The 19611-nt window shown below is 40.6% G+C and carries 11 protein-coding genes; 9 read left to right on the top strand and 2 right to left on the bottom strand.

Annotation, left to right across the window (positions count from 1 at the left end):
- Positions 1 to 137: 137 nt before the first annotated feature.
- The 3 genes from AC04Q1_RS06725 (at position 138) to AC04Q1_RS06715 (ending at position 3700) form a co-directional block, all read left to right on the top strand.
- Positions 138 to 1277, top strand: a complete 1140-nt coding sequence (locus AC04Q1_RS06725) for a putative sensor domain DACNV-containing protein (protein ID WP_478363047.1) — start codon at positions 138 to 140, stop codon at positions 1275 to 1277.
- A 221-nt stretch (positions 1278 to 1498) separates the two neighbouring features.
- Positions 1499 to 2932, top strand: coding sequence for an ATP-dependent DNA helicase (locus AC04Q1_RS06720; protein WP_478363046.1), 1434 nt, complete (start codon positions 1499 to 1501; stop codon positions 2930 to 2932).
- A 96-nt stretch (positions 2933 to 3028) separates the two neighbouring features.
- The gene (locus AC04Q1_RS06715) at positions 3029 to 3700 is read left to right on the top strand and encodes an MCP four helix bundle domain-containing protein (RefSeq protein WP_478363044.1); all 672 of its coding nucleotides are present in this window, start codon (positions 3029 to 3031) and stop codon (positions 3698 to 3700) included.
- 438 nt (positions 3701 to 4138) lie between these two features.
- On the opposite strand, the gene AC04Q1_RS06710 is transcribed toward AC04Q1_RS06715, so the two are convergent.
- On the bottom strand, positions 4139 to 4984 hold the full coding sequence (locus AC04Q1_RS06710) for a CvfB family protein (RefSeq protein WP_478363042.1): 846 nt from the start codon (positions 4982 to 4984) through the stop codon (positions 4139 to 4141).
- 271 nt (positions 4985 to 5255) lie between these two features.
- Here AC04Q1_RS06710 and AC04Q1_RS06705 point away from each other — a divergent pair, with 271 nt between their 5' ends.
- From AC04Q1_RS06705 to AC04Q1_RS06690, 4 genes are all read left to right on the top strand, one after another.
- Positions 5256 to 5858, top strand: a complete 603-nt coding sequence (locus AC04Q1_RS06705; protein ID WP_478363040.1) for an LURP-one-related/scramblase family protein — start codon at positions 5256 to 5258, stop codon at positions 5856 to 5858.
- A 138-nt stretch (positions 5859 to 5996) separates the two neighbouring features.
- A complete protein-coding gene (locus AC04Q1_RS06700) occupies positions 5997 to 7733 on the top strand; it encodes an ABC transporter ATP-binding protein (protein ID WP_478363039.1) in 1737 nt (578 codons plus the stop codon).
- Positions 7717 to 9477: an ABC transporter ATP-binding protein gene (locus AC04Q1_RS06695; RefSeq protein ID WP_478363037.1), complete on the top strand. Its 1761-nt coding sequence runs from the start codon at positions 7717 to 7719 to the stop codon at positions 9475 to 9477. Before AC04Q1_RS06700 ends, AC04Q1_RS06695 begins: the two co-directional genes overlap by 17 nt.
- 69 nt (positions 9478 to 9546) lie before the next feature.
- A complete protein-coding gene (locus tag AC04Q1_RS06690) occupies positions 9547 to 10437 on the top strand; it encodes an SMP-30/gluconolactonase/LRE family protein (protein WP_478363035.1) in 891 nt (296 codons plus the stop codon).
- A 277-nt stretch (positions 10438 to 10714) separates the two neighbouring features.
- Here AC04Q1_RS06690 and AC04Q1_RS06685 read toward each other — a convergent pair whose 3' ends face one another.
- A complete protein-coding gene (locus tag AC04Q1_RS06685) occupies positions 10715 to 14797 on the bottom strand; it encodes a hybrid sensor histidine kinase/response regulator transcription factor (protein WP_478363033.1) in 4083 nt (1360 codons plus the stop codon).
- Between the two features lie 192 nt (positions 14798 to 14989).
- On the opposite strand from AC04Q1_RS06685, the gene AC04Q1_RS06680 reads away from it, so the two are divergent.
- The gene (locus AC04Q1_RS06680; protein WP_478363031.1) at positions 14990 to 17974 is read left to right on the top strand and encodes a SusC/RagA family TonB-linked outer membrane protein; all 2985 of its coding nucleotides are present in this window, start codon (positions 14990 to 14992) and stop codon (positions 17972 to 17974) included.
- A 28-nt stretch (positions 17975 to 18002) separates the two neighbouring features.
- Positions 18003 to 19610 carry a RagB/SusD family nutrient uptake outer membrane protein gene (locus AC04Q1_RS06675; RefSeq protein ID WP_478363029.1) on the top strand — a complete coding sequence of 536 codons (1608 nt, stop codon included), beginning with the start codon at positions 18003 to 18005 and terminating at the stop codon, positions 19608 to 19610.
- Position 19611 lies beyond the last annotated feature (1 nt).

Below are 19611 nucleotides of genomic sequence, written 5' to 3'. Positions count from 1 at the left end.
CTAGGATTATAACGGAATAATTTTCTGCATCATGCCAACCAATTGCCCAATGAACGAGTGAACCAATCCATGTTTTTTTACCAAAATCAAACCTTTTAGCTATTCAAAAATCGAAATATTCAGCTTAAATTCGGAACATGAGTTACAAGCCTACCTATAAAGCTGCAAACACGATTGCAGCTACTATTGAGCAACATTTTGTTAAGCTGCACAAAAATGCAATTGCACAGGGTGAGATAGATCTGGCAACTCAACCGGACAGAAAAATAATCGAAGCGATAATTGATGTTGCTTTTTGGAGCAGTTTGCGTAAAGAAGAAGGGCACTCACCTCGGATTTCGATCGCATTTTTACCTCCTGAACAAGCATCAAAACCTTTGCGTTTTGCCAAAAAACTAGCTCTAAATGCTAATACCTTAACCAAAATAGCGCCTGGGATCGAACGCTCCGGAATCCACTTAGGCGTTTGGGAGGAGGATGGCGAATTGTATATCTGGGGCACAACCTTAAACATTCCTAATTTTTGTTTTGTTGTTGATGTGTCTGAACCAGGATTAATCGTAATCAAACACCGCAGGATTTATGGCATAGGTAAATTTACCAACGTAGCGGTATTAAAAGGAGAGCAGATCCGGATTGTGGACGACCGGAGCTGCACAAATAAAGACTGTCCGCCTATTTTGCAGGCCTTGTTAGATCTAACGGTTTTGGCCAGCTGGAACGATCCTATCAACATCCTGATCCAGTTTTCGGTTTCTATGCGTGCCCATGGACGTGGGGGAGCGTTGTTAATCGTACCCAAAGGCGATACGAAGTGGGAAGAGTCTATCATCCATCCGATACAATATCTGGTAGAGCCCCCATTTTGTGGTTTGTCCAATCTGGCGAAGCAAAGTGGAAACCAAAGTGAAATTTTCTCGCAGGGTGCTGTGCGCCGTGAGGTTGATCACTTAGCCGGATTAACGGCTGTAGATGGGGCAACCATCATCAACGAAGAGTTTGGTCTGATTGCTTTTGGTGCAAAAATTGGCCGTGCAAAAGGCAAACCAACGGTAGAGCAGATCGCCTTTTCAGAACCCATTGTTGGTGGTGAAGATAAGATACTCTATCCCGGCCAATTAGGTGGCACTCGGCATTTCTCTGTTGCACAATTTGTTAACGATCAGCCCCAGTCTATCGGTTTGGTCGCTTCCCAGGATGGCCATTTTACCATATTCAGCTATAGCAAAAAACAAAATATGGTAATGGCACATCGCATCGAAACCTTACTTTTGTAATAAGTAAGGAGCAGAAAGCATAGGGCATAGTGATTATATTGCTTTGGAAAAGGTATTGCACTGCCAATCGGTTGCAATAGTCCGTCTTTCCGCTAAATTCCCGATGAAGAATCGGGGATATTGCTTCAATACGGTTTAATTAACATAGTCCAGTGTTCAAAACTTAGGTTTTATTTAATACGGGATGAAACAATTAACCACTAAACCAATTAACATTAGAGATGATACTCAATAAAAGTCAGCTTATCGCTTCAGCATACGAACATACTCCAACTAAGGAGCAGCTGCTTTTTTGTGAGCGGATGTCGGTGTTTTTGCAACAGGACGATGAGTACCGTTGTTTTGTGTTGAAAGGTTATGCTGGTACGGGTAAAACCACTTCAGTAGCGGCTTTGGTAAAGGTTTTGAAGCAATTTAACCTGCGTAGCGAACTGTTGGCGCCAACGGGAAGGGCTGCAAAGGTAATGAGTCAATATTCGTACCGAAAAGCCTTAACCATACACAAACGGATTTACCGTAAACGATCGGCGGCATCGCCCGAAATGCAGTTTCAACTGGCACCTAACCTCTCTGAAAATACGCTTTTTATTATCGATGAGGCTTCGATGATTGCAGATGAATTTAACGAAACGGGCTCTTCGATATTAAGAGATCTGCTCGAGTTCGTGTACAATAGCAAAAACTGTTTTTTGCTTTTCGTGGGCGATACCGCGCAATTGCCACCTGTTGGAAGTTTAGATAGCCCGGCGCTGAACGAACAGTACCTTAAAGATAAATTTGCTTTAACGGTTTCTTCTGTCGAGTTAAAGGAGGTGGTGCGCCAGGGCAAGAAATCGGGTATTTTGGCCAATGCCACGATGCTGCGGAACCAGATTGCCAGGAATCCTGAACATCCATTGCCCAAGTTCCTCACTAAAAACTACACCGATATTTACAACATGGCTGGTGCACGTTTGGTTGAGGGATTGGAATATGCATACCGGAAATTCGGTATGGAGAACACCCTGGTGGTTTGCCGTTCCAATAAATCGGCCAATGTATATAACCAGCAGATCAGGGCAAGGTTACTGTACCGTGAAGAAGAGTTAACGGGGGGCGATCAGATTATGGTGGTACGCAACAATTATTTCTGGCTGCCCGAAAATGAGGATACCGCTTTTATTGCCAATGGCGATATGGCAAAGGTGATCCGTGTAAGGGGAGAAGAAGAACGTTATGGATTCCGTTTTGCGGATGCTACTTTAGAGTTTATGGATTTCCCTGCCGCTGGGCAGATCAGCTGCAAAGTAATGCTGGATACCCTTAATTTAGAAAGTGCAAATTTACCATATGAACAGAATAAAAAGCTTTTTGACGGCCTTAATGAAGATTACGAACACATTGCCAATAAACGGCAAAGGATGCTGGCCATTAAAGCCGATCCTTTTTATAATGCCCTGCAGATTAAATTTGCTTATGCCGTTACCTGCCATAAAGCACAGGGTGGACAGTGGGATGCCGTTTTTGCCGATCAGGGCTACCTTACTGAAGAAATGATCGATCTTGATTTCCTCCGCTGGCTGTATACCGCAGTAACCCGTGCCAAAAAAGAGCTATATTTAGTCAATTTTGCGCCACAGCTTTTTGCCAAGACGGCGCTGGAGGACTATTTTTAGGGGATACCGTCATGCTGATCCGATAGCTATCGGATCAGCATGACGATCTAAATGAGATATAATTACTAAGACGTTTAGAAACTAACCAATTATACGATGAAATTTGCCTTTAGCCTCAAAAATAAGCTGAAAATTGCTTTTTTGCTTTTCTGTATCATGTGCTGCACTTTATTAATCCGATTTTTGGAAGATAAAAGTGTAGAAAAGATTAGTGAATCTTTTATTTCGATGTACAACGACAGACTTGTACCGGCAACAGACTTATACTTTATTGCCGAAAACCTCTATTATAAAAATGAAATTCTTCAGGAAATACTATTAGGAAATACGGCTGTGCATCCCTCAACCGGTATGGTGAAGATGAACAAGCATAACCGTAAAATAGATTCGGTGATTAATAAATACGAGCTTACCTTATTGGTGAAGCAAGAGAAAAGCTTTTTGAACGAACTTAAAAAAGCATTGGCTGTACAACGAGGTTTAGAAGTGAAAATATTGAATATTACCGGAACGGAGGGTAGGGAGATTTACGAATCTATGGGCAGAAATGCTGCCAACCAAACATTAGCTAAACTTTCTGCACTCATTAAAATACAATCAAAAGTAGGCAACGAACTAATTAAAGGATCAGAAATATTTGTTTCGGGCACAAAAGTTTACTCTACACTACAGGTCATTCTGGCCATCGTGATCGGGATTATGATTGTGGCTATAATTTCGGCTTCAAATGCTGTGAAAGTACAGAGCGAGAAGTTTAATTTGAATTAGTTTTTGCCATGGAGGTATGGGAATCACGGAAAAATATGTCAATTCCGTGTTAATCTGTGTTTCCGTGGCTAACTAAGTTTCGTCATCCTCAACCGTATTAAAGAGGTCTGTAGAATAGATTTTTTGATTACTCATGATTTGTCGCTGCCTATGACGGGAAGCTTTCATGACCCTCATGATTGGTTGCTGCCCATGGTAGGAAGCTTTCATGACCCTCATGATTGGTCGTTGCCTATGGTAAGAAGCTTTCATGACCCTCATGATTGGTCGCTGCCCATGGTAGGGAGCTTTCATGACCCTTATGATTGGTCGCCACCTATGGTGAGGGGGGCATTGTTTTTTTGCCACGGAGATACGGAAATCACGGAGAAATGAGCCGATTCCATGTTAATCTGTATTTCCCCGCCTGAACAATCGGGCAGGCGGGGCTAATTACTTTTACTCCGCTTCGTCGTCTGTAATCAGTCTGATCGAATCGTCAGAGAGCATAATCAGGCGCTCTTTGTACAATGAGCCAATGGTTTTTTTGAAGGCGCTTTTACTGATCTGGAAACGGTGATAAATATCTTCAGGAGAACTTTTATCGCCCAGTTCGATTATGCCACCACTCTTTTTCAATTCTTTCAGCATCATCTCTTTCGAATCGAGGATATGGCCATAACCACTTGGCTGCAGGGTTAAATCAATCTTGCCTTCCACACGGATTTTCTTGATCCAGCCTTTGCGCATCTCGCCCGGTTGAATGTTATCGAAAACCTCATTGTTATACAGTAAACCAATATACGTGTTGTTAATAATAGCGTTAAAACCAAGATCGGTTTCTTCGGTAATCAATAAACTCACTTCATCACCTTCTTCAAAATCGAAGCCGTCTTCTTCCACAAAATCGTAGAGTTTAGATGAAGCCAGCAGGCGGTCGTTACTTTCATCGAGGTATAAATACACTACATATTTATAGCCCTTTTGCATCGGCCTTTTTTGTTCACGGTCTGGTACGTATACGTCTTTGTCGATCCCCAGGTCCATAAATACGCCATCATCACCATCAGAAACCACTTTTAGAAAAGCAAAGTCGCCCACTTCGGCATATGCTTTTTGGGTTGTTCCCGTTAAACGGCCATCTTTTTGTACAAAAACAAAAACATTAATGTTATCGCCAATTTCTACGCCATTCGGAACGTATTGGTAAGGCAGGATCACCAGTTTATCGCCGTCGGTTAAGTTTAATCCAGCTTCTGTTTTGCTTAAAATCCTTAACTCGTTGTATTTTCCTATTTCAATCATGTGTTTTGGGTTTAACCATTTTCTTCAATGGCTTTTGCTGCAAAGTTAACAATGTTTAGTTGCAAATAGGTTTTTAAATCGTTTGGAAAGGTACTGTAGTCTTTCATCGGGAAATGTAGACGGGCTGTTCGCTAAATCCCCGATGAAAAATCGGGGGATATCGCTGCCATCCCGTTTAAAATGAGTGCTTGTGCCGCGAATACACCTAATTAGAACCTGCAGTGAAAATATATATATATTTTAGCCGCTTATCTAATATTTAATCTAAAGTATGAACAAGCAGATCCCTCCATTTTTTTTAAGCGATGAGTATTTTATTGATGAGAAGGTAAACTTTTTGAAGTTTGCGAACGAGTACAAAGTGTACAACGATCAGGGTGTACAGATCGGGATTATTAAACAGCGTATTTCAGGTTGGCAAAAGGCTTTAACCTTATTGGTTGATAAGCGGATGATGCCTTTTAAACTCGAAATTACCGATACCAACGACCAGTTGCAGGCTACCATTACCAGAGGCTGGACGTTCTGGATGTCGAAAATTATTGTTACCGATCCGATGGGCGTTGAAGTGGGCATTATTAAACAAAAATTTAAGTTTTTTAAACCAACTTTTACCATTTCGAGCCCAACATCGGGCGAGGAGATTGCAAAAATCTCTGGCGATTGGAAGGCCTGGAACTTTAGCATTACGAATCATGCAGGAGCTCAAATGGGCAAAATCAACAAAAAATGGGCTGGTGCTTTGAAAGAGGTTTTTACCACCGCCGATAAATACAACGTTTCTATTGATCCCAGTTATGCTGAAAGCAATCAAAAGGTTGCGATCGTAGCCACTGCGATTACCATTGATATGGTTTTGAAGGAAAGCAAATAAGTGGTTAACTGTTGAATGGGCGAGTAACCTAGTTACCCGCCTATTTATAATAAACCCTTTCTTCTATAACTTTCTTACAAACGATATCAATAAATTCGGCTAAATTTGGAATCTACAATTTAAGGTATCTTCATTGATATGGAAAAAACCAAAGGAGCCAAAAAGCCGAGTATCTTCAGTTTACTTGGAAATTACAGGGGCTTAATTTTTATGCTGATCCTCTTTGCATTACTCAGTAACGGTATCAACTTGCTGTTACCGAAGATTATTGCTAGCGGTATCGATTCTTATACCAACAAAACTTTTAACCTTCAATTCATTCTTTTCCAGTTTTCGCTGGCGATTGTGCTGGTTTTTATCTTTACTTATTTACAGAGTATTGTGCAAACCTATGCATCGGAACGTGTGGCAAGAGATTTAAGGACCAGGTTATCTGATCAGATCTCGCGACAGAGCCATGCCTATATCATTCAGGCTAATCCCTCGAAACTGCTCACCAATCTTACTGCAGATGCCGATTCGATCAAGATGTTTGTTTCTCAGGCTATCGTTTCTATTTGTTCGTCTATCTTTTTAATTGTTGGGGCCAGTATTCTGCTCCTGATGATCAACTGGAAACTGGCACTTTGCGTGATTGCCATTGTACCGATTATAGGCGGTGCATTTTTCTATGTGTTGAGCAAGGTTAGGGTACTTTTCAAGAAAAGTAGGGAAGTGATCGACTGGTTGAACAAGGTCATCAGCGAAAGTATTTTGGGATCAGCCCTAATCCGTGTAATTAATTCGCAAGCCTTAGAGTACAATAAATTTTTAGATGCAAATGCCAAAGCCAGGGATTTAGGAATTTCCATCCTTCGCATGTTTGCGGCACTGATTCCGGTTATTGTTTTCACCGCTAATTTATCAGGATTATGTATTTTGGTATTGGGTGGTCACTTTGTAATTACCAATTCGATGACCCTGGGAGAGTTTACCGCTTTTAGCAGTTACCTTACGCTGATTATATTCCCCATTCTGGTAATCGGGTTTATGAGTAATGTGATTGCCCAGGCCACCGCCTCTTACCAAAGGATAGAAAGTGTGCTCAATGCTGCGGAGATCAATCATCCCGGTACATTAACGACACAATTACGGGGTGATGTGGAAGTAAAAGATATTAGCTTAAATTTTGGACAAAAACCAGTTTTAAAATCGGTTTCGTTTTCTGCCAAAGCAGGTTCTAAAACGGCCATTATTGGTCCAACTGCTGCGGGAAAAACACAACTGCTCTATATTTTAACGGGATTGATCGATGCGGATTCGGGCGCGGTATTATTTGATGACGAAGAAATCAAACAATACAACCAGGAGAATTTTCACCAGCAGGTAGGTTTTGTGTTTCAGGACAGTATTATGTTTAACATGAGCATCAGGGAAAATATTGCCTTTAGCGATACCGTTACGGATGAATCTCTGGCCAAAGCCATTGCCACTGCCGAACTTAAAGATTTTGTAGATGCTTTGCCCGACCAATTGAATACCATTGTTTCGGAACGGGGAAACAGCCTTTCGGGCGGACAAAAACAGCGCATCATGTTAGCCAGAGCCCTGGCTGTGAATCCTAAAATTTTATTGCTCGATGATTTTACAGCGCGGGTAGATACCAATACCGAGAAAAGGATTTTAGAGAATATCCAGCAGAATTATCCAGGTTTAACTTTACTTTCGATTACCCAAAAAATAGCTTCTGTTGAACATTACGACAAAGTGATTTTGCTGATGCAAGGCGAAATCATTGCAGAAGGAACCCATCAGGAATTGTTGAAAAGCAGTCCTGAATATGTTCAGATTTACAATTCACAACAGAGCACCAGCAATTATGAACTACAATCTTAACCAGCTTAGCAACAAGCAGGAAAAGCAATCAACTTATAAGGCGTTAAAGAGTCTGCTAAAACTCATCTCTGCTGAGCGGAGAAATCTTTGGCTGGCGTTGATTGCCATTTTGGTGAATTCGGGTTTATTGCTTTTAGGCCCATTATTGGTTGGCCATACTGTTGATACCTATATCCGCACCAAACAGTTTCATGGTGTGCTTATTTTCGGCGGTATATTATTGGTGATGTATATGGTTGCCATGGTGACCGGTTATACCCAAACCAGGTTGATGGGGGGCGTAGGACAAAGAATGCTGTATACTTTGCGCAATGCCATTTTTAATAAACTACAGGAATTGCCCGTTTCGTTTTTTAACCAGAATAAAGCCGGCGATCTGATCTCAAGAGTGAATAACGATACCGATAAGCTCAATCAGTTTTTCTCTCAGTCGTTAATGCAGTTTATCGGTAGCATCGTAACGATGATCGGTGCCGGTATTTTCCTGCTTTCGATCAATGTAGAGCTTGGTGCCGCGACACTTTCGCCTGCGGTGGTTATTGTACTTTTTACGGTGGCTTTATCGCCTTGGGTAAAAGGAAAAAATACCAAAAACTTGAAAAGCGTTGGCGGAATGAGTGCCGAAATACAGGAAAGCCTGAACAATTTTAAAGTGATCATTGCATTTAACCGCAGGGATTATTTCAGAAAACGTTTTGATGAAGCCAATACGGAAAATTATAAAACAGCCATTGGTGCAGGTTTGGCCAATAATATCTTTGTGCCGGTATATGGCCTTTTATCGAGTATAGCACAATTAATTACTTTGCTGTTTGGTATTTATTTAATTTCTAAAGGCAACTTTACTTTAGGTTTATTGGTGAGTTACATTGCGTATACTACTAATTTTTATAATCCGTTAAGGCAGTTGGCTGCCCTTTGGACCAGTTTTCAGGTTGCTATGGCTGGTTGGGACAGGATTTCTCAGATCTTATCACTGGAGAGCAACCTGAAACAGTCAGACGTTAACGAAACCATCACTTCTGATGCATTACTGGAGTTTAAAAATGTTCATTTTTCTTACGACGATAGTAAAGAAATCCTCCACAACATTAACTTAAAGTTTGAAAAAGGTAAAACTTATGCCTTAATTGGTCCAACAGGAGGCGGAAAAACCACCACAGCTTCTTTGATTTCGCGTTTGTACGATGCGACTAAAGGAACAGTGCTCTTAAACGGCAAAGATATCCGTTCATTTTCTGCAGAAGAAAGAACACAAAAAATTGGGTTCATTTTGCAGGAACCATTTTTATTTACCGGAACGGTAAAAGAAAATATTTTATATGGCAACAGTCTGTACAAAGAGGTAACTGACGAACAGCTGGAGAAAATAATCGAAGAAGCGAATCTGAACGCCCTTTTGGCCATATTTGATGAAGGATTAAATACACAGATTACTTCAGGATCGGACAGTATCAGTTTGGGGCAGAAACAGCTGCTTGCCTTTATGCGTGCGGTTTTGCGAAATCCAGAACTGTTGATCCTGGATGAGGCTACGGCAAACATCGATACCATAACCGAACAACTTTTGGGAAGCATATTAAATAAACTTTCAAAAGAAACTACTCTTGTGATCATCGCCCACCGTTTAAATACCATCGAAAATGCTGATGAAATCTATTTTGTAAACGAAGGGGAGGTGCAAAAGGCCGGTACGCTGAATGATGCATTAGATATGTTACTAAAAGGAAAGCGGGTAAGTTAATATCTTTACCATTATAGACTTCGCAGGTTTGTAATATCTGCGAAGTCTATACAAATAATAAAAACACAAATGAAAAAATATTTCTTATCTCTGGCATTTTCTGCCATAGGCATTGCCTCTTTTGCGCAAACTAATAATCAAAATCTTTTTGTTCAGGACAGTTTAAAGGTGATTTCTGCACAGTTTAAGTTCACGGAAGGTGCATCGGTTGATAAACAAGGCAATGTCTTCTTTACCGATCAACCCAACGATAAGATCTGGAAATATGGTATAGATGGCAAACTGAGCCTATATATGGATAAATCGGGGAGGGCAAATGGCACTTATTTCGATAAAAAGGGTAACCTGATTGTTTGTGCGGATGAAAACAACCAGATCTGGTCTATCGATAAAAACAAAAAGATAAAGGTGCTCTTTAGTGATTATGAGGGAAAAAAGGTTAACGGACCAAATGATATCTGGTTAGATGATAAAGGCGGTATTTATTTTACTGATCCTTATTATCAGCGCGATTACTGGACGCGTAAATCGTCTGAAATCGAGGGGCAGAAAGTATATTATCTTCCAAAAGGAAAAAAAGAAGCCATTGTAGTTGCTGATGATGTGATTAAACCTAATGGTATTGTGGGTACGCCAGACGGTAAATTTTTATATATAGCCGATATGAACGCCAATAAAACATACCGTTATCGTATTGGTGCCGATGCCAGATTAACAGACAGGCAGCTTTTTCTGAACCAACATTCTGATGGGATGACTTTAGATAGCAACGGGAACGTTTACGTAACTGGAAAAGGAGTGAATATTTACAAGGCTACCGGAGAAAAAATCGGACATATTGATGTGCCTGAAGAGTGGTGCGGGAACATTTGTTTTGGTGGAAAGGATAAAAATATGCTGTTTATTACAGCTTCAAAATCGCTTTATGTGATTCCAATGAACGCAAAAGGAATAGAGTAATCATTCGTTATAGCCGTTTAAAAGCACAATAAGCCTGAAATAATAAAGATAAATTGAGTGGAAATTTTTTTCTGTTCAGTTTATTCAAACCCGAAAAATATTAAACGCATTAATTAGTTTTGGGCTTCCTACTTATAGGGATAGACGACTATGAAAAAGCCCTCTCAGGATTGAAGGGCTTTTTTACTTTTACGGGTATCCTTAAAATAAGATTTCTAGGCAAGGTAGTGAAAGATGCTGCGACTATGCTTAGATGATGTGTTTATCATCATTTATATTAGGATTTCAAATGCTGCATATAACCTGTTGGTGTTACTCCAAATTCTTTTTTAAAGGCCTTTGTGAAGTATGATTGTGTTTGTATACCGATCCGGTACATCACCTCTGTCATTAATACATCTTCGGTTTTCATAATCTCAATCGCTTTTCTGAGCCTGGCAGATCGTACAAATTCACCGATAGACTGACCTGTTATCGATTTTATTTTTTGATATAACTTGGTTCTACTCATGCCGATTTCTTTACATAAATAATCAATATCCATTTCAGGGTTGATCATTTCGGCATCAATAATCGACAATAACTTAGTGATAAAAGTTTTGTCTCTTTCAGAGTAAGCGAGCGCTTTAGGCTCGGTGTCTTTGTTTTTTAAATAATGATCTTTCAATTTCTGCCTCTGCTCGAAAATGTTTTTGATGGTGAGCTGCAACAGGTTAATGTTGATGGGTTTGGTGAAATAGAGATCAGCACCCGATTCGGCACCTTCAATTTCAGCTTCAACACTATTTTTTGCCGTAAGCATTAAAAATGGAATATGGCTGGTTTCGATATCTTCCTTAATAAGCTTGCAAAAATCGGTTCCATTCATTCCAGGCATCATTACATCACTGATGATCAGGTCTGGCAAATTGTTTTTAACCTGTTCAAGTCCTGAATGGCCATCCGAAGCTTCGGAAATGCTGTAAAACGGACTTAAGGTATCCTTTAAAAATGTTCGCAGCTCTTCATTGTCATCCACAATCAGGATACTTGTGGCAACATCTGCTGGTGTTGGTTCTATATCGGTTTGTGGTACTTCCGTTTCCGATCGATAATTGATACTTTCCAAACGTGTTCCTCCGGGTTCGTTGTTTTGGCTAAACTGTTCGTTTAGCGTATAATCTATTTTGCTACCTGGGATGCCAATAATTATTTCAGTTCCTTTATTTCTTTCGCTAGATACCTGAATCAGCCCTTTATGGAGGATAGTTAGGCTTTTTACGAAAGCCAGGCCTACTCCCGATCCCAGATGTGTTTCGGTAATCCGGTAATAACGTTCGAATAAATGTTGGATAGAATCTTTTGAGATCCCAATGCCACTGTCAATCACCCTGAAGTAGATGTAAGCACTGGCTTCATAATCACTTTTGATCACCAACTGGTTTTCGAAAGCTGGTTTGTGCGCACTAAGATCATGAAAAACCTGAAGTTTAAGTGTTCCACCCGATTTAGTGTATTTGATGGAGTTGTTGATCAGGTTGAGGATAATTTTTTCGATCACCTGCCTGTCGAACCAGATGTCGGCAGGGATATTTTCCTTTTCTACGGTAAAGCTGATTTCTTTTTCAGCGGCCATTTCTGAAAACTCTTCGGCAACCTCATCAATAAAAAGGTTAAGGTTTCCATTTACGACGTTTAACTTTAAAGCACCTGAAGCCGTTTTTCTGAAATCCATCAGTTCGTTGATGAGCCTCAATAAACGGTTTGCATTGCGGTGAATGGTATTATAATAACTCTGGAAACTTTCTTGTGTATCTTCTTTCAACAGGCGTTCTATGGGGCCTAATATTAATGATAAAGGGGTACGGAACTCGTGCGAAATATTGGTGAAAAACTGAAGCTGTGTTTGATGCATTTCTTCTCTTTTTTCTTCTTCGATTTTTCTAATTTCGAGTCTGCGTTTAAAACTTAGCGCCAAATATGTTAAATAAAGGGCTGTGGCAACAACAATGAGCCTAAACCACCAGGTAGCCCAAAAAGGAGGAGAAATGATGATTTTTAGCTTAGTCGCGGTGGTATTCCACACATTATCGTTGTTCGATGCCCTTACGTTAAATGTGTAGGTACCGGGATCAAGATTGGTGTAAAAGGCCTGCTTCACATGGCCCGCAAAAATCCAGTCTTTATCCTCACCTTCTAAGCGGTAGGCATAATTGTTATTTTCGTTCGCTACATAATTTAAACTGGCAAAACGGAACGATATGGAGGCCTGATCATAATCCAGCTCGATTTCTTTCGTATAGCTAATGTCGTTTTCCAGAACAGACCCTTCTGTATTGGGCAGAATTTTTTGATTGAAGATCTGAAACTCCGTAAGGTAAACGGGCGGGATAAACTTATTGGTTTTGATATCGTCAGGAAAGAATGAATTGAAACCATTTATCCCGCCGAAAAACATTTCGCCATCCCGTGTTTTTAAATACGCATTGGTTTCAAATTCAAGTCCCTGCAAACCATCGCCCGTATTGTACTTTTTAAAGGTTTCGTTATGGGGATTAAATCTTGTAAGTCCATGCGCGGTCGAAATCCAGAAGTTGCCTTTGTCATCCTCAATTATTCCTTTTATAAACTCGGTAGATAAGCCTGCCTTTGTGGTGTAAAGCTCAAATTTATTTTTTGTCCGGTTAAAACGGTAAAGTCCGGCCTGTCCGACCCATAAAATCCCTTTGCTGTCGATAAAAATCACCCTTAAATCCGGCTTTTTTCCATTACCCATAAAATAATGGGTAAACACTTGCGTATGGAGGTTATAACAGTTTAAACCACCATCGTCAGTGCCGATCCACAGGTTTTTATATTGATCTTCATTAATGGAGACAATGTTGTTGCCCGATAATTGACTGCCATTTTTTCCTGCTGTAATGCGTTTAAACTGTTTGGTATTGGGATCAAAAAGGTTCAAGCCACCATAATAAGTGCCTATCCAAATGTTTCCACTGCTGTCTTCGAACGTTTTTTGCACATAATCCGATGAAATGGAGCTCGGATTGGCGCTATGGTTAAAACGGGTAAAAGAGCCATCACTGTGCATGAGGTTTAATCCACCTGCCCATGTGCCCACCAGCAACATACTATTTTTTACCTCCGTAATGTCCAGGATGGCATCAGCACCAATACTATTTGGGTTAAATGGATTATAGCGGTGATGGATAAAGGCTTTGCTGGCTTTGTTGTAAATATCGAGTCCGCCACCATCGGTTCCGATATAGATATTGCCAGATTTATCCTCATGGAAAGCCCTCACATCATTGTAACTTAAACTGTTTTTGTTGGGCTCCTGACGTACCAGCTTAAATTTTTCAGCTTGTGGGCTGTACAGGTTTACTCCACCGCGGTGTGTTCCAATCCATAAGTTTTCCTGCCGATCGATAAAAAGGGCCGAAACGGTACGTTGCGATAAACTGGAGGCATTACCAGGCTCGTTCTGGTAATGTGTGAATGTTTCGGTGTTTGAATTAAAAAGATTTAAACCCCCATTAATGCCGCCAATCCATAAGTTTTTATGTTTGTCGAAAGCAATGGCCCTCACCAGGTTACTGCCGATACTGGTGCCATTTTTTTCCTGATGCTGATAGGTTTTAACGGTGTTTTTGTCAGGATCGTAATGGATTAAGCCGTTTTCCTCTGTTCCAAACCAAAAAGTATCATTTGGAGCTTTTTTGATTACCCTAAAGGATTCATTTCCTAATGCTTTTATGACTGTAGATCTGCCTGAATTCAAATTTAAAACATGTATTCCTGCGTCGGTAGCGATCCAGATGTTTCCTTTAGCATCGCAGTAAAGATCGTTGATGTAATCCCTTCGGCCGGTTTTTAACTGATCGGACTGGTACTGATACCGGCTGAAGGTATTTGATTTCTGGTCGAGTAGATTAAGTCCGCCGCCATAAGTGCCCACCAAGATTCCTTTACCAGTTTCTTTAACCGAGGTAATGATGTTATTGGTCTGGTTTTTTTTCTCTTTGGCCCTATAGGTTACAAAGTTGTTCTTTTCGGCATTAAATCTGTTCAGACCATCTGATGTACCGATCCATAAGGTATGGTTTTGATCTTCAAAGATGCACCTGATAAAATTATCGCTGATACTGTTTTCGTTATTGTTGTGTTTGAAAACAGTAATCTGGTTCCCATCGTATTTATTTAAACCATCACGTGTGCCAAACCAGATAAAGCCCCGGTGATCTTGAAAGATACATTCGATAGTGCTGTTCGATAATCCGTCTTCTACACTAACATGTTTAAACTTTAAATTTTGTGCGCTAATATTTCCTGTTGAAAAAATAAAGAAGAGCAGGAAAAAGGTTTTCGTTAGCGTATTCATTTAATTGTTTGGTCAGGGAGTTCTGAAGCGATAAAGATAATTGATTTTTTATCAGGATTAGGTTGATGGATGTGATTTATAGCGATTTAAACCAATAATATGTCGATTAGCACAAAAGAAATGAACGATAGCACAAGGCAGATAAAACCATAAAACCTTCATTTGTATCGTTAATTCTAACCATAATATTCTATGCACATTTTTACATCTTTCATCAAGAGTAACAAGCGGATGTTAATGCTTTTACTACTGATTTTTACCCATGGATATCTTTTTGCTCAACAGGCTATCATTACCGGTGTTGTTAAAACAGCCCCCGATAATTTGGGTATGCCCGGCGTAAGTATTCGCTTAAAAGGAACGGCGATTGCTACCTCAACTGATGCAAATGGAAATTTTAGTATTAAGATACCTGCTAAGGCGGGCATCCTCGAGTTTAGCTCGGTAGGTTATAAAATACAGGAAGTTCCTGTTTCTAAATCTACAGCACTCAACATCACTTTAATTGAAGACGCCTCTACTTTAAACGATGTGGTTGTGGTAGGTTATGGCACTACGCGAAAACAAGACCTTACGGGATCTGTAGCTGTTGTTGGTGTGAAAGATTTCCAAAAGGGGAGTATCAGTACACCGGAGCAGATGTTGTCGGGTAAGGTATCGGGAGTCTCGATTACGTCTAATAGTGGTCAGCCGGGGAGTGGCAGTACCATCCGGATCCGAGGCGGTTCTTCGTTAAATGCCAGTAACGATCCTTTGTTTGTTATAGACGGTGTGCCTTTAGAGAGCGGTGGGGTCTCGGGCGCATCAAACCCATTGAGTTTTATTAACCCTAATGATATTGAAACCTTTACAGTTTTAAAGGATGCATCAGCAGCAGCAATTTATGGTGCAAGGGCCTCAAATGGTGTAATTATCATCACCACAAAAAAAGGTTTGGGCGACGCCTTAAAAGTGACTTTCAATTCAGTGAATTCTGTTTCTACATTAACCAAACAGTTAGATGTATTGAGTGCTGATGAAATCCGCTCGATAGTAAATGCAAAAGGCACTTCAGCGCAAAAAGCACAGTTGGGTACCTTTAATACCAATTGGCAGGATTTGATTTATCAGGATGGTTTTTCTACCGATAACAACATTAGCATTAGCGGGGGGATTAAAAAATTGCCTTACCGTTTATCGCTGGGTTATCAAAATCAAACCGGCGTATTGAGGACGGACGAATTGCAAAAAACTTCAGCGGCTGTTGTTTTCAATCCAAGGTTTTTTGACAATCACCTAAAACTGGATATCAACTTAAAGGGAAGTATGCAGAAAACGCGTTTTGCAAATACTTCGGCGATTGGCGGGGCGGTGAGCTTCGACCCCACTCAAGCTACTTACACCAACCGGTCTGATTATAATGGCTATTGGGAATGGTTAGATCCAAGTACACCAACCGGTCTGGTGAATTTGGTTGGCCGTAATCCGGTTGGATTATTGGAACAAAGAGAAGATCGTGCGAAACCGATGCGCAGCATCGGTAACCTTCAACTGGATTATAGTTTTCACTTTTTACCAGAATTGCATGCCAATTTAAATGCTGCTTATGATGTAGCTTCGGGTAAAGGAACGGTTTATGTAGACCCAAATGCTGCAGAATCGATTTTAAGCAATGGCGTAAACAATCAGTATAAGCAGAACAGAAGAAATACCGTTCTGGATTTCTACCTGAACTACATTAAAGAGTTTAAATCGATTAAAAGTAGGGTAGATGCCACAGCAGGTTACTCTTACAATGATTATTTAACCACACAATACAACTACCCAAGTTTTGATGCTTATGGGAATAAGGTAGTGAATTCTGATCCTGCTTTTGCTTTTAATAAACCGCAATACCGTTTAATCTCTTATTTTGGAAGGTTAAATTATAATTATGATGATCGGTTCCTGTTAACGGGAACAATCCGTAGAGATGGCTCATCCCGTTTCGGTCCTTCTTTTAAATACGGCGTTTTCCCATCTGCGGCCTTAGCCTGGACGGTTAAAAATGAATCTTTTCTGAAGGACAGCAAAATCGTTTCTGCATTAAAACTGCGTGTGGGCTACGGCATCACCGGTCAGCAAGACGGGATTGGGAATTACGGATACATGTCTACCTATGGTTTGAGCGCCTTAAATGCCTCTTACCAGTTTGGCAGCGCTTTTTACCAGATGTACCGCCCAAGCGCCTATATCGCAAATATTAAGTGGGAAGAAACCGCAACAGCCAATATCGGCTTAGATTTCGGATTTTTGGATAACCGCATTACGGGTACCCTCGAAGTTTACCGCAAGAAAACCAGCGATTTGTTGAATTTAATTCCCCAGCCTGCAGGAACCAATTTTGCCGCAACGGCAATTGTGAATGTGGGCGATATGGAAAATAAAGGTGCGGAGTTAACCCTGAATTTTAACCCCATCAGAGAGAAAGATTTCAACTGGGATTTTAGCTTTAATGCCACTTATAACAAAAATACCATCACCAATTTAACGGTTGTACCAAATGATCCAAATTATGCTGGCTTTCCGAGTGGAACCATTGCTGGTGGTGTTGGGGGGCAAAATGCCTTTATTAATGCCGTTGGTGGACCTAAAAATACTTTCAATCTGTTTGAACAGACTTACGATCAGAGCGGAAATCCAATTGAGGGGGTATATGTAGATCAGAATGGTGATGGGGTAATCAATCAGAATGATTTCAAAAAAGGAAAACAGGCCGATCCCAAAGTATTTCTGGGTTTTAGCAACAATTTAAGCTACAAAAAATGGAACCTGTCTTTCACTTTGAGGGCCAACTTAGGCAATTATGTGTACAACAATAATTATAGCCAAAACGGAAATTTAAACCAGATTTTGGGTACGGCAGTTATTTTAAACGCTTCACCAAATTATCTGACTACCAATTTTAAAACACAGCAGTTATTGAGCGATTATTATGTTCAAAATGCTTCTTTTTTAAGGATGGACAATGTTAATCTGGGTTATGCCTTTGGTAAGATCTTAAAAACCAAAGCAAATTTAGGCTTAACCGCCAGTGTGCAGAATGTGTTTGTAATGACCAAATACAAAGGTCTGGATCCAGAGGTAGCCTCAGGGGTGGATAACAACATCTATCCACGACCAAGAATATTTTCTTTAGGCTTAAATGTTAATTTCTAAGATGATGAACTGCTTTAATACAAAATATATGAAACCAAGTGTTTTACAATTATTCACACTCGTTTGTGCCATCGGTATGCTTGCCACGTCGTGCAACAAATTAGATTTAGTACCTACGAATGATCTTACCGCAGATAAAGTGTACACCTCGGCAGCTGGTTACAAACAATCGCTGGCAAAGGTTTATGGTGCTTTTGCCCTTACCGGAAATGCATCGGTTGGTCAGCCAGATATCCCTGTCGAAATTATCAAAGATGAAGGCAACTCCGATTTTCTCCGTCTGTACTGGAATCTGCAGGAATTAACAACCGATGAGGCGGTTTGGTCGTGGCAAAACGATGCAGGCATTCAGGGTTTGCACGAAATGAGCTGGTCGTCAATCAATTCGATTATTAATGGTTTATATTACCGTTCGTTTTTTCAGATTACACTTTGTAACGATTTTATCAATCAATCTTCTGAGGATAATTTAAGTAAAAGGGGAATTGTGGGGGCCGATGCAGATCAGGTGCGCAGTTTTAGGGCCGAAGCCCGTTTTATCAGGGCTTATCAATATGCGGTATTGATGGATATTTATGGCAATCCGCCACTCGTTACCGAAACTACTGAAATTGGGGGCAAGGATTTGCCAAAACAGATTGCCCGTAAAGATTTATTCGCCTATGTGGAATCAGAGCTTAAGGCCATTGAAAATGATCTGGCTGCACCAAAAACCAACGAATATGGCCGTGCAGACAGGGCTGCATCCTGGGCCTTGTTATCAAGAATTTATCTGAATGCAGCAATATATACAGGTACTGCCAGGTATACTGATGCGATTACTTACTGCAACAAAATTACTGCTGCAGGTTATACGCTACATGGCAACTACCGTGAATTGACCATTGCCGATAACCATTTAAACACCGACGAGAATATTTTCACCATCAATTACGATGGTACAAGTACCCAAAATTTTGGTGGTACAACTTACCTGATGCATGGTCCGGCACATGTTCCTGCTGAAGTTTCAGGATCGAACGGCGATTGGGGCGGTTTAAGGATTACTCAGCAGTTTGTCAATCTGTTTGACGATAAGACAGGCGCAACAGATGCAAGGGCGCAGTTCTATATGTCGGGCCAAAATATGGAAGTGAACGATTTATATACTTCTAACGATGGATATTCAAGCACCAAATTCCGCAATAAAACACGCTCAGGCGGTCCCGCGCCACATCAGGATGTTGCGAAAGACTTTTCAGATATCGATTTTCCGTTATTTCGTTTAGGCGAAACCTATTTAACGTATGCCGAAGCTGTTTTGCGTGGTGGTAGCGGTGGTAGTTTAACACAGGCTTTATCCTACATCAACCAGTTGCGCACCCGTGCCTACAATGGAAGTAATGCCGGAAACGTTGCCTTGAGTGCTTTAACTACCGATTTTATCTTAGATGAACGCGGACGTGAACTTTGGTACGAAGCCAGTCGCAGAACAGATTTAATCCGTTACGGAAAATTTACTACTGCGGCCTATTTATGGGCATGGAAAGGTGGTGTTAAAGGTGGGACTGCTGTAAATGGCAAATACAACCTTTATCCATTGCCGCCAACCGATCTTTCGGCCAATCCAAATCTTCATCAGAATACAGGTTATTAAT

It is taken from the genome of Pedobacter humicola, assembly GCF_056490705.1.
Note: the sequence above shows the minus strand (reverse complement) of the source record. Positions and strands in the feature narration are given on the sequence as shown.

Coding starts and splice junctions, on each gene's coding strand:
- AC04Q1_RS06725 (WP_478363047.1), top strand. CDS start 138: ATGAGTTACAAGCCTACCTATAAAGCTGCAAACACGATTGCAGCTACT.
- AC04Q1_RS06720 (WP_478363046.1), top strand. CDS start 1,499: ATGATACTCAATAAAAGTCAGCTTATCGCTTCAGCATACGAACATACT.
- AC04Q1_RS06715 (WP_478363044.1), top strand. CDS start 3,029: ATGAAATTTGCCTTTAGCCTCAAAAATAAGCTGAAAATTGCTTTTTTG.
- AC04Q1_RS06710 (WP_478363042.1), bottom strand. CDS start 4,984: ATGATTGAAATAGGAAAATACAACGAGTTAAGGATTTTAAGCAAAACA.
- AC04Q1_RS06705 (WP_478363040.1), top strand. CDS start 5,256: ATGAACAAGCAGATCCCTCCATTTTTTTTAAGCGATGAGTATTTTATT.
- AC04Q1_RS06700 (WP_478363039.1), top strand. CDS start 5,997: ATGGAAAAAACCAAAGGAGCCAAAAAGCCGAGTATCTTCAGTTTACTT.
- AC04Q1_RS06695 (WP_478363037.1), top strand. CDS start 7,717: ATGAACTACAATCTTAACCAGCTTAGCAACAAGCAGGAAAAGCAATCA.
- AC04Q1_RS06690 (WP_478363035.1), top strand. CDS start 9,547: ATGAAAAAATATTTCTTATCTCTGGCATTTTCTGCCATAGGCATTGCC.
- AC04Q1_RS06685 (WP_478363033.1), bottom strand. CDS start 14,797: ATGAATACGCTAACGAAAACCTTTTTCCTGCTCTTCTTTATTTTTTCA.
- AC04Q1_RS06680 (WP_478363031.1), top strand. CDS start 14,990: ATGCACATTTTTACATCTTTCATCAAGAGTAACAAGCGGATGTTAATG.
- AC04Q1_RS06675 (WP_478363029.1), top strand. CDS start 18,003: ATGAAACCAAGTGTTTTACAATTATTCACACTCGTTTGTGCCATCGGT.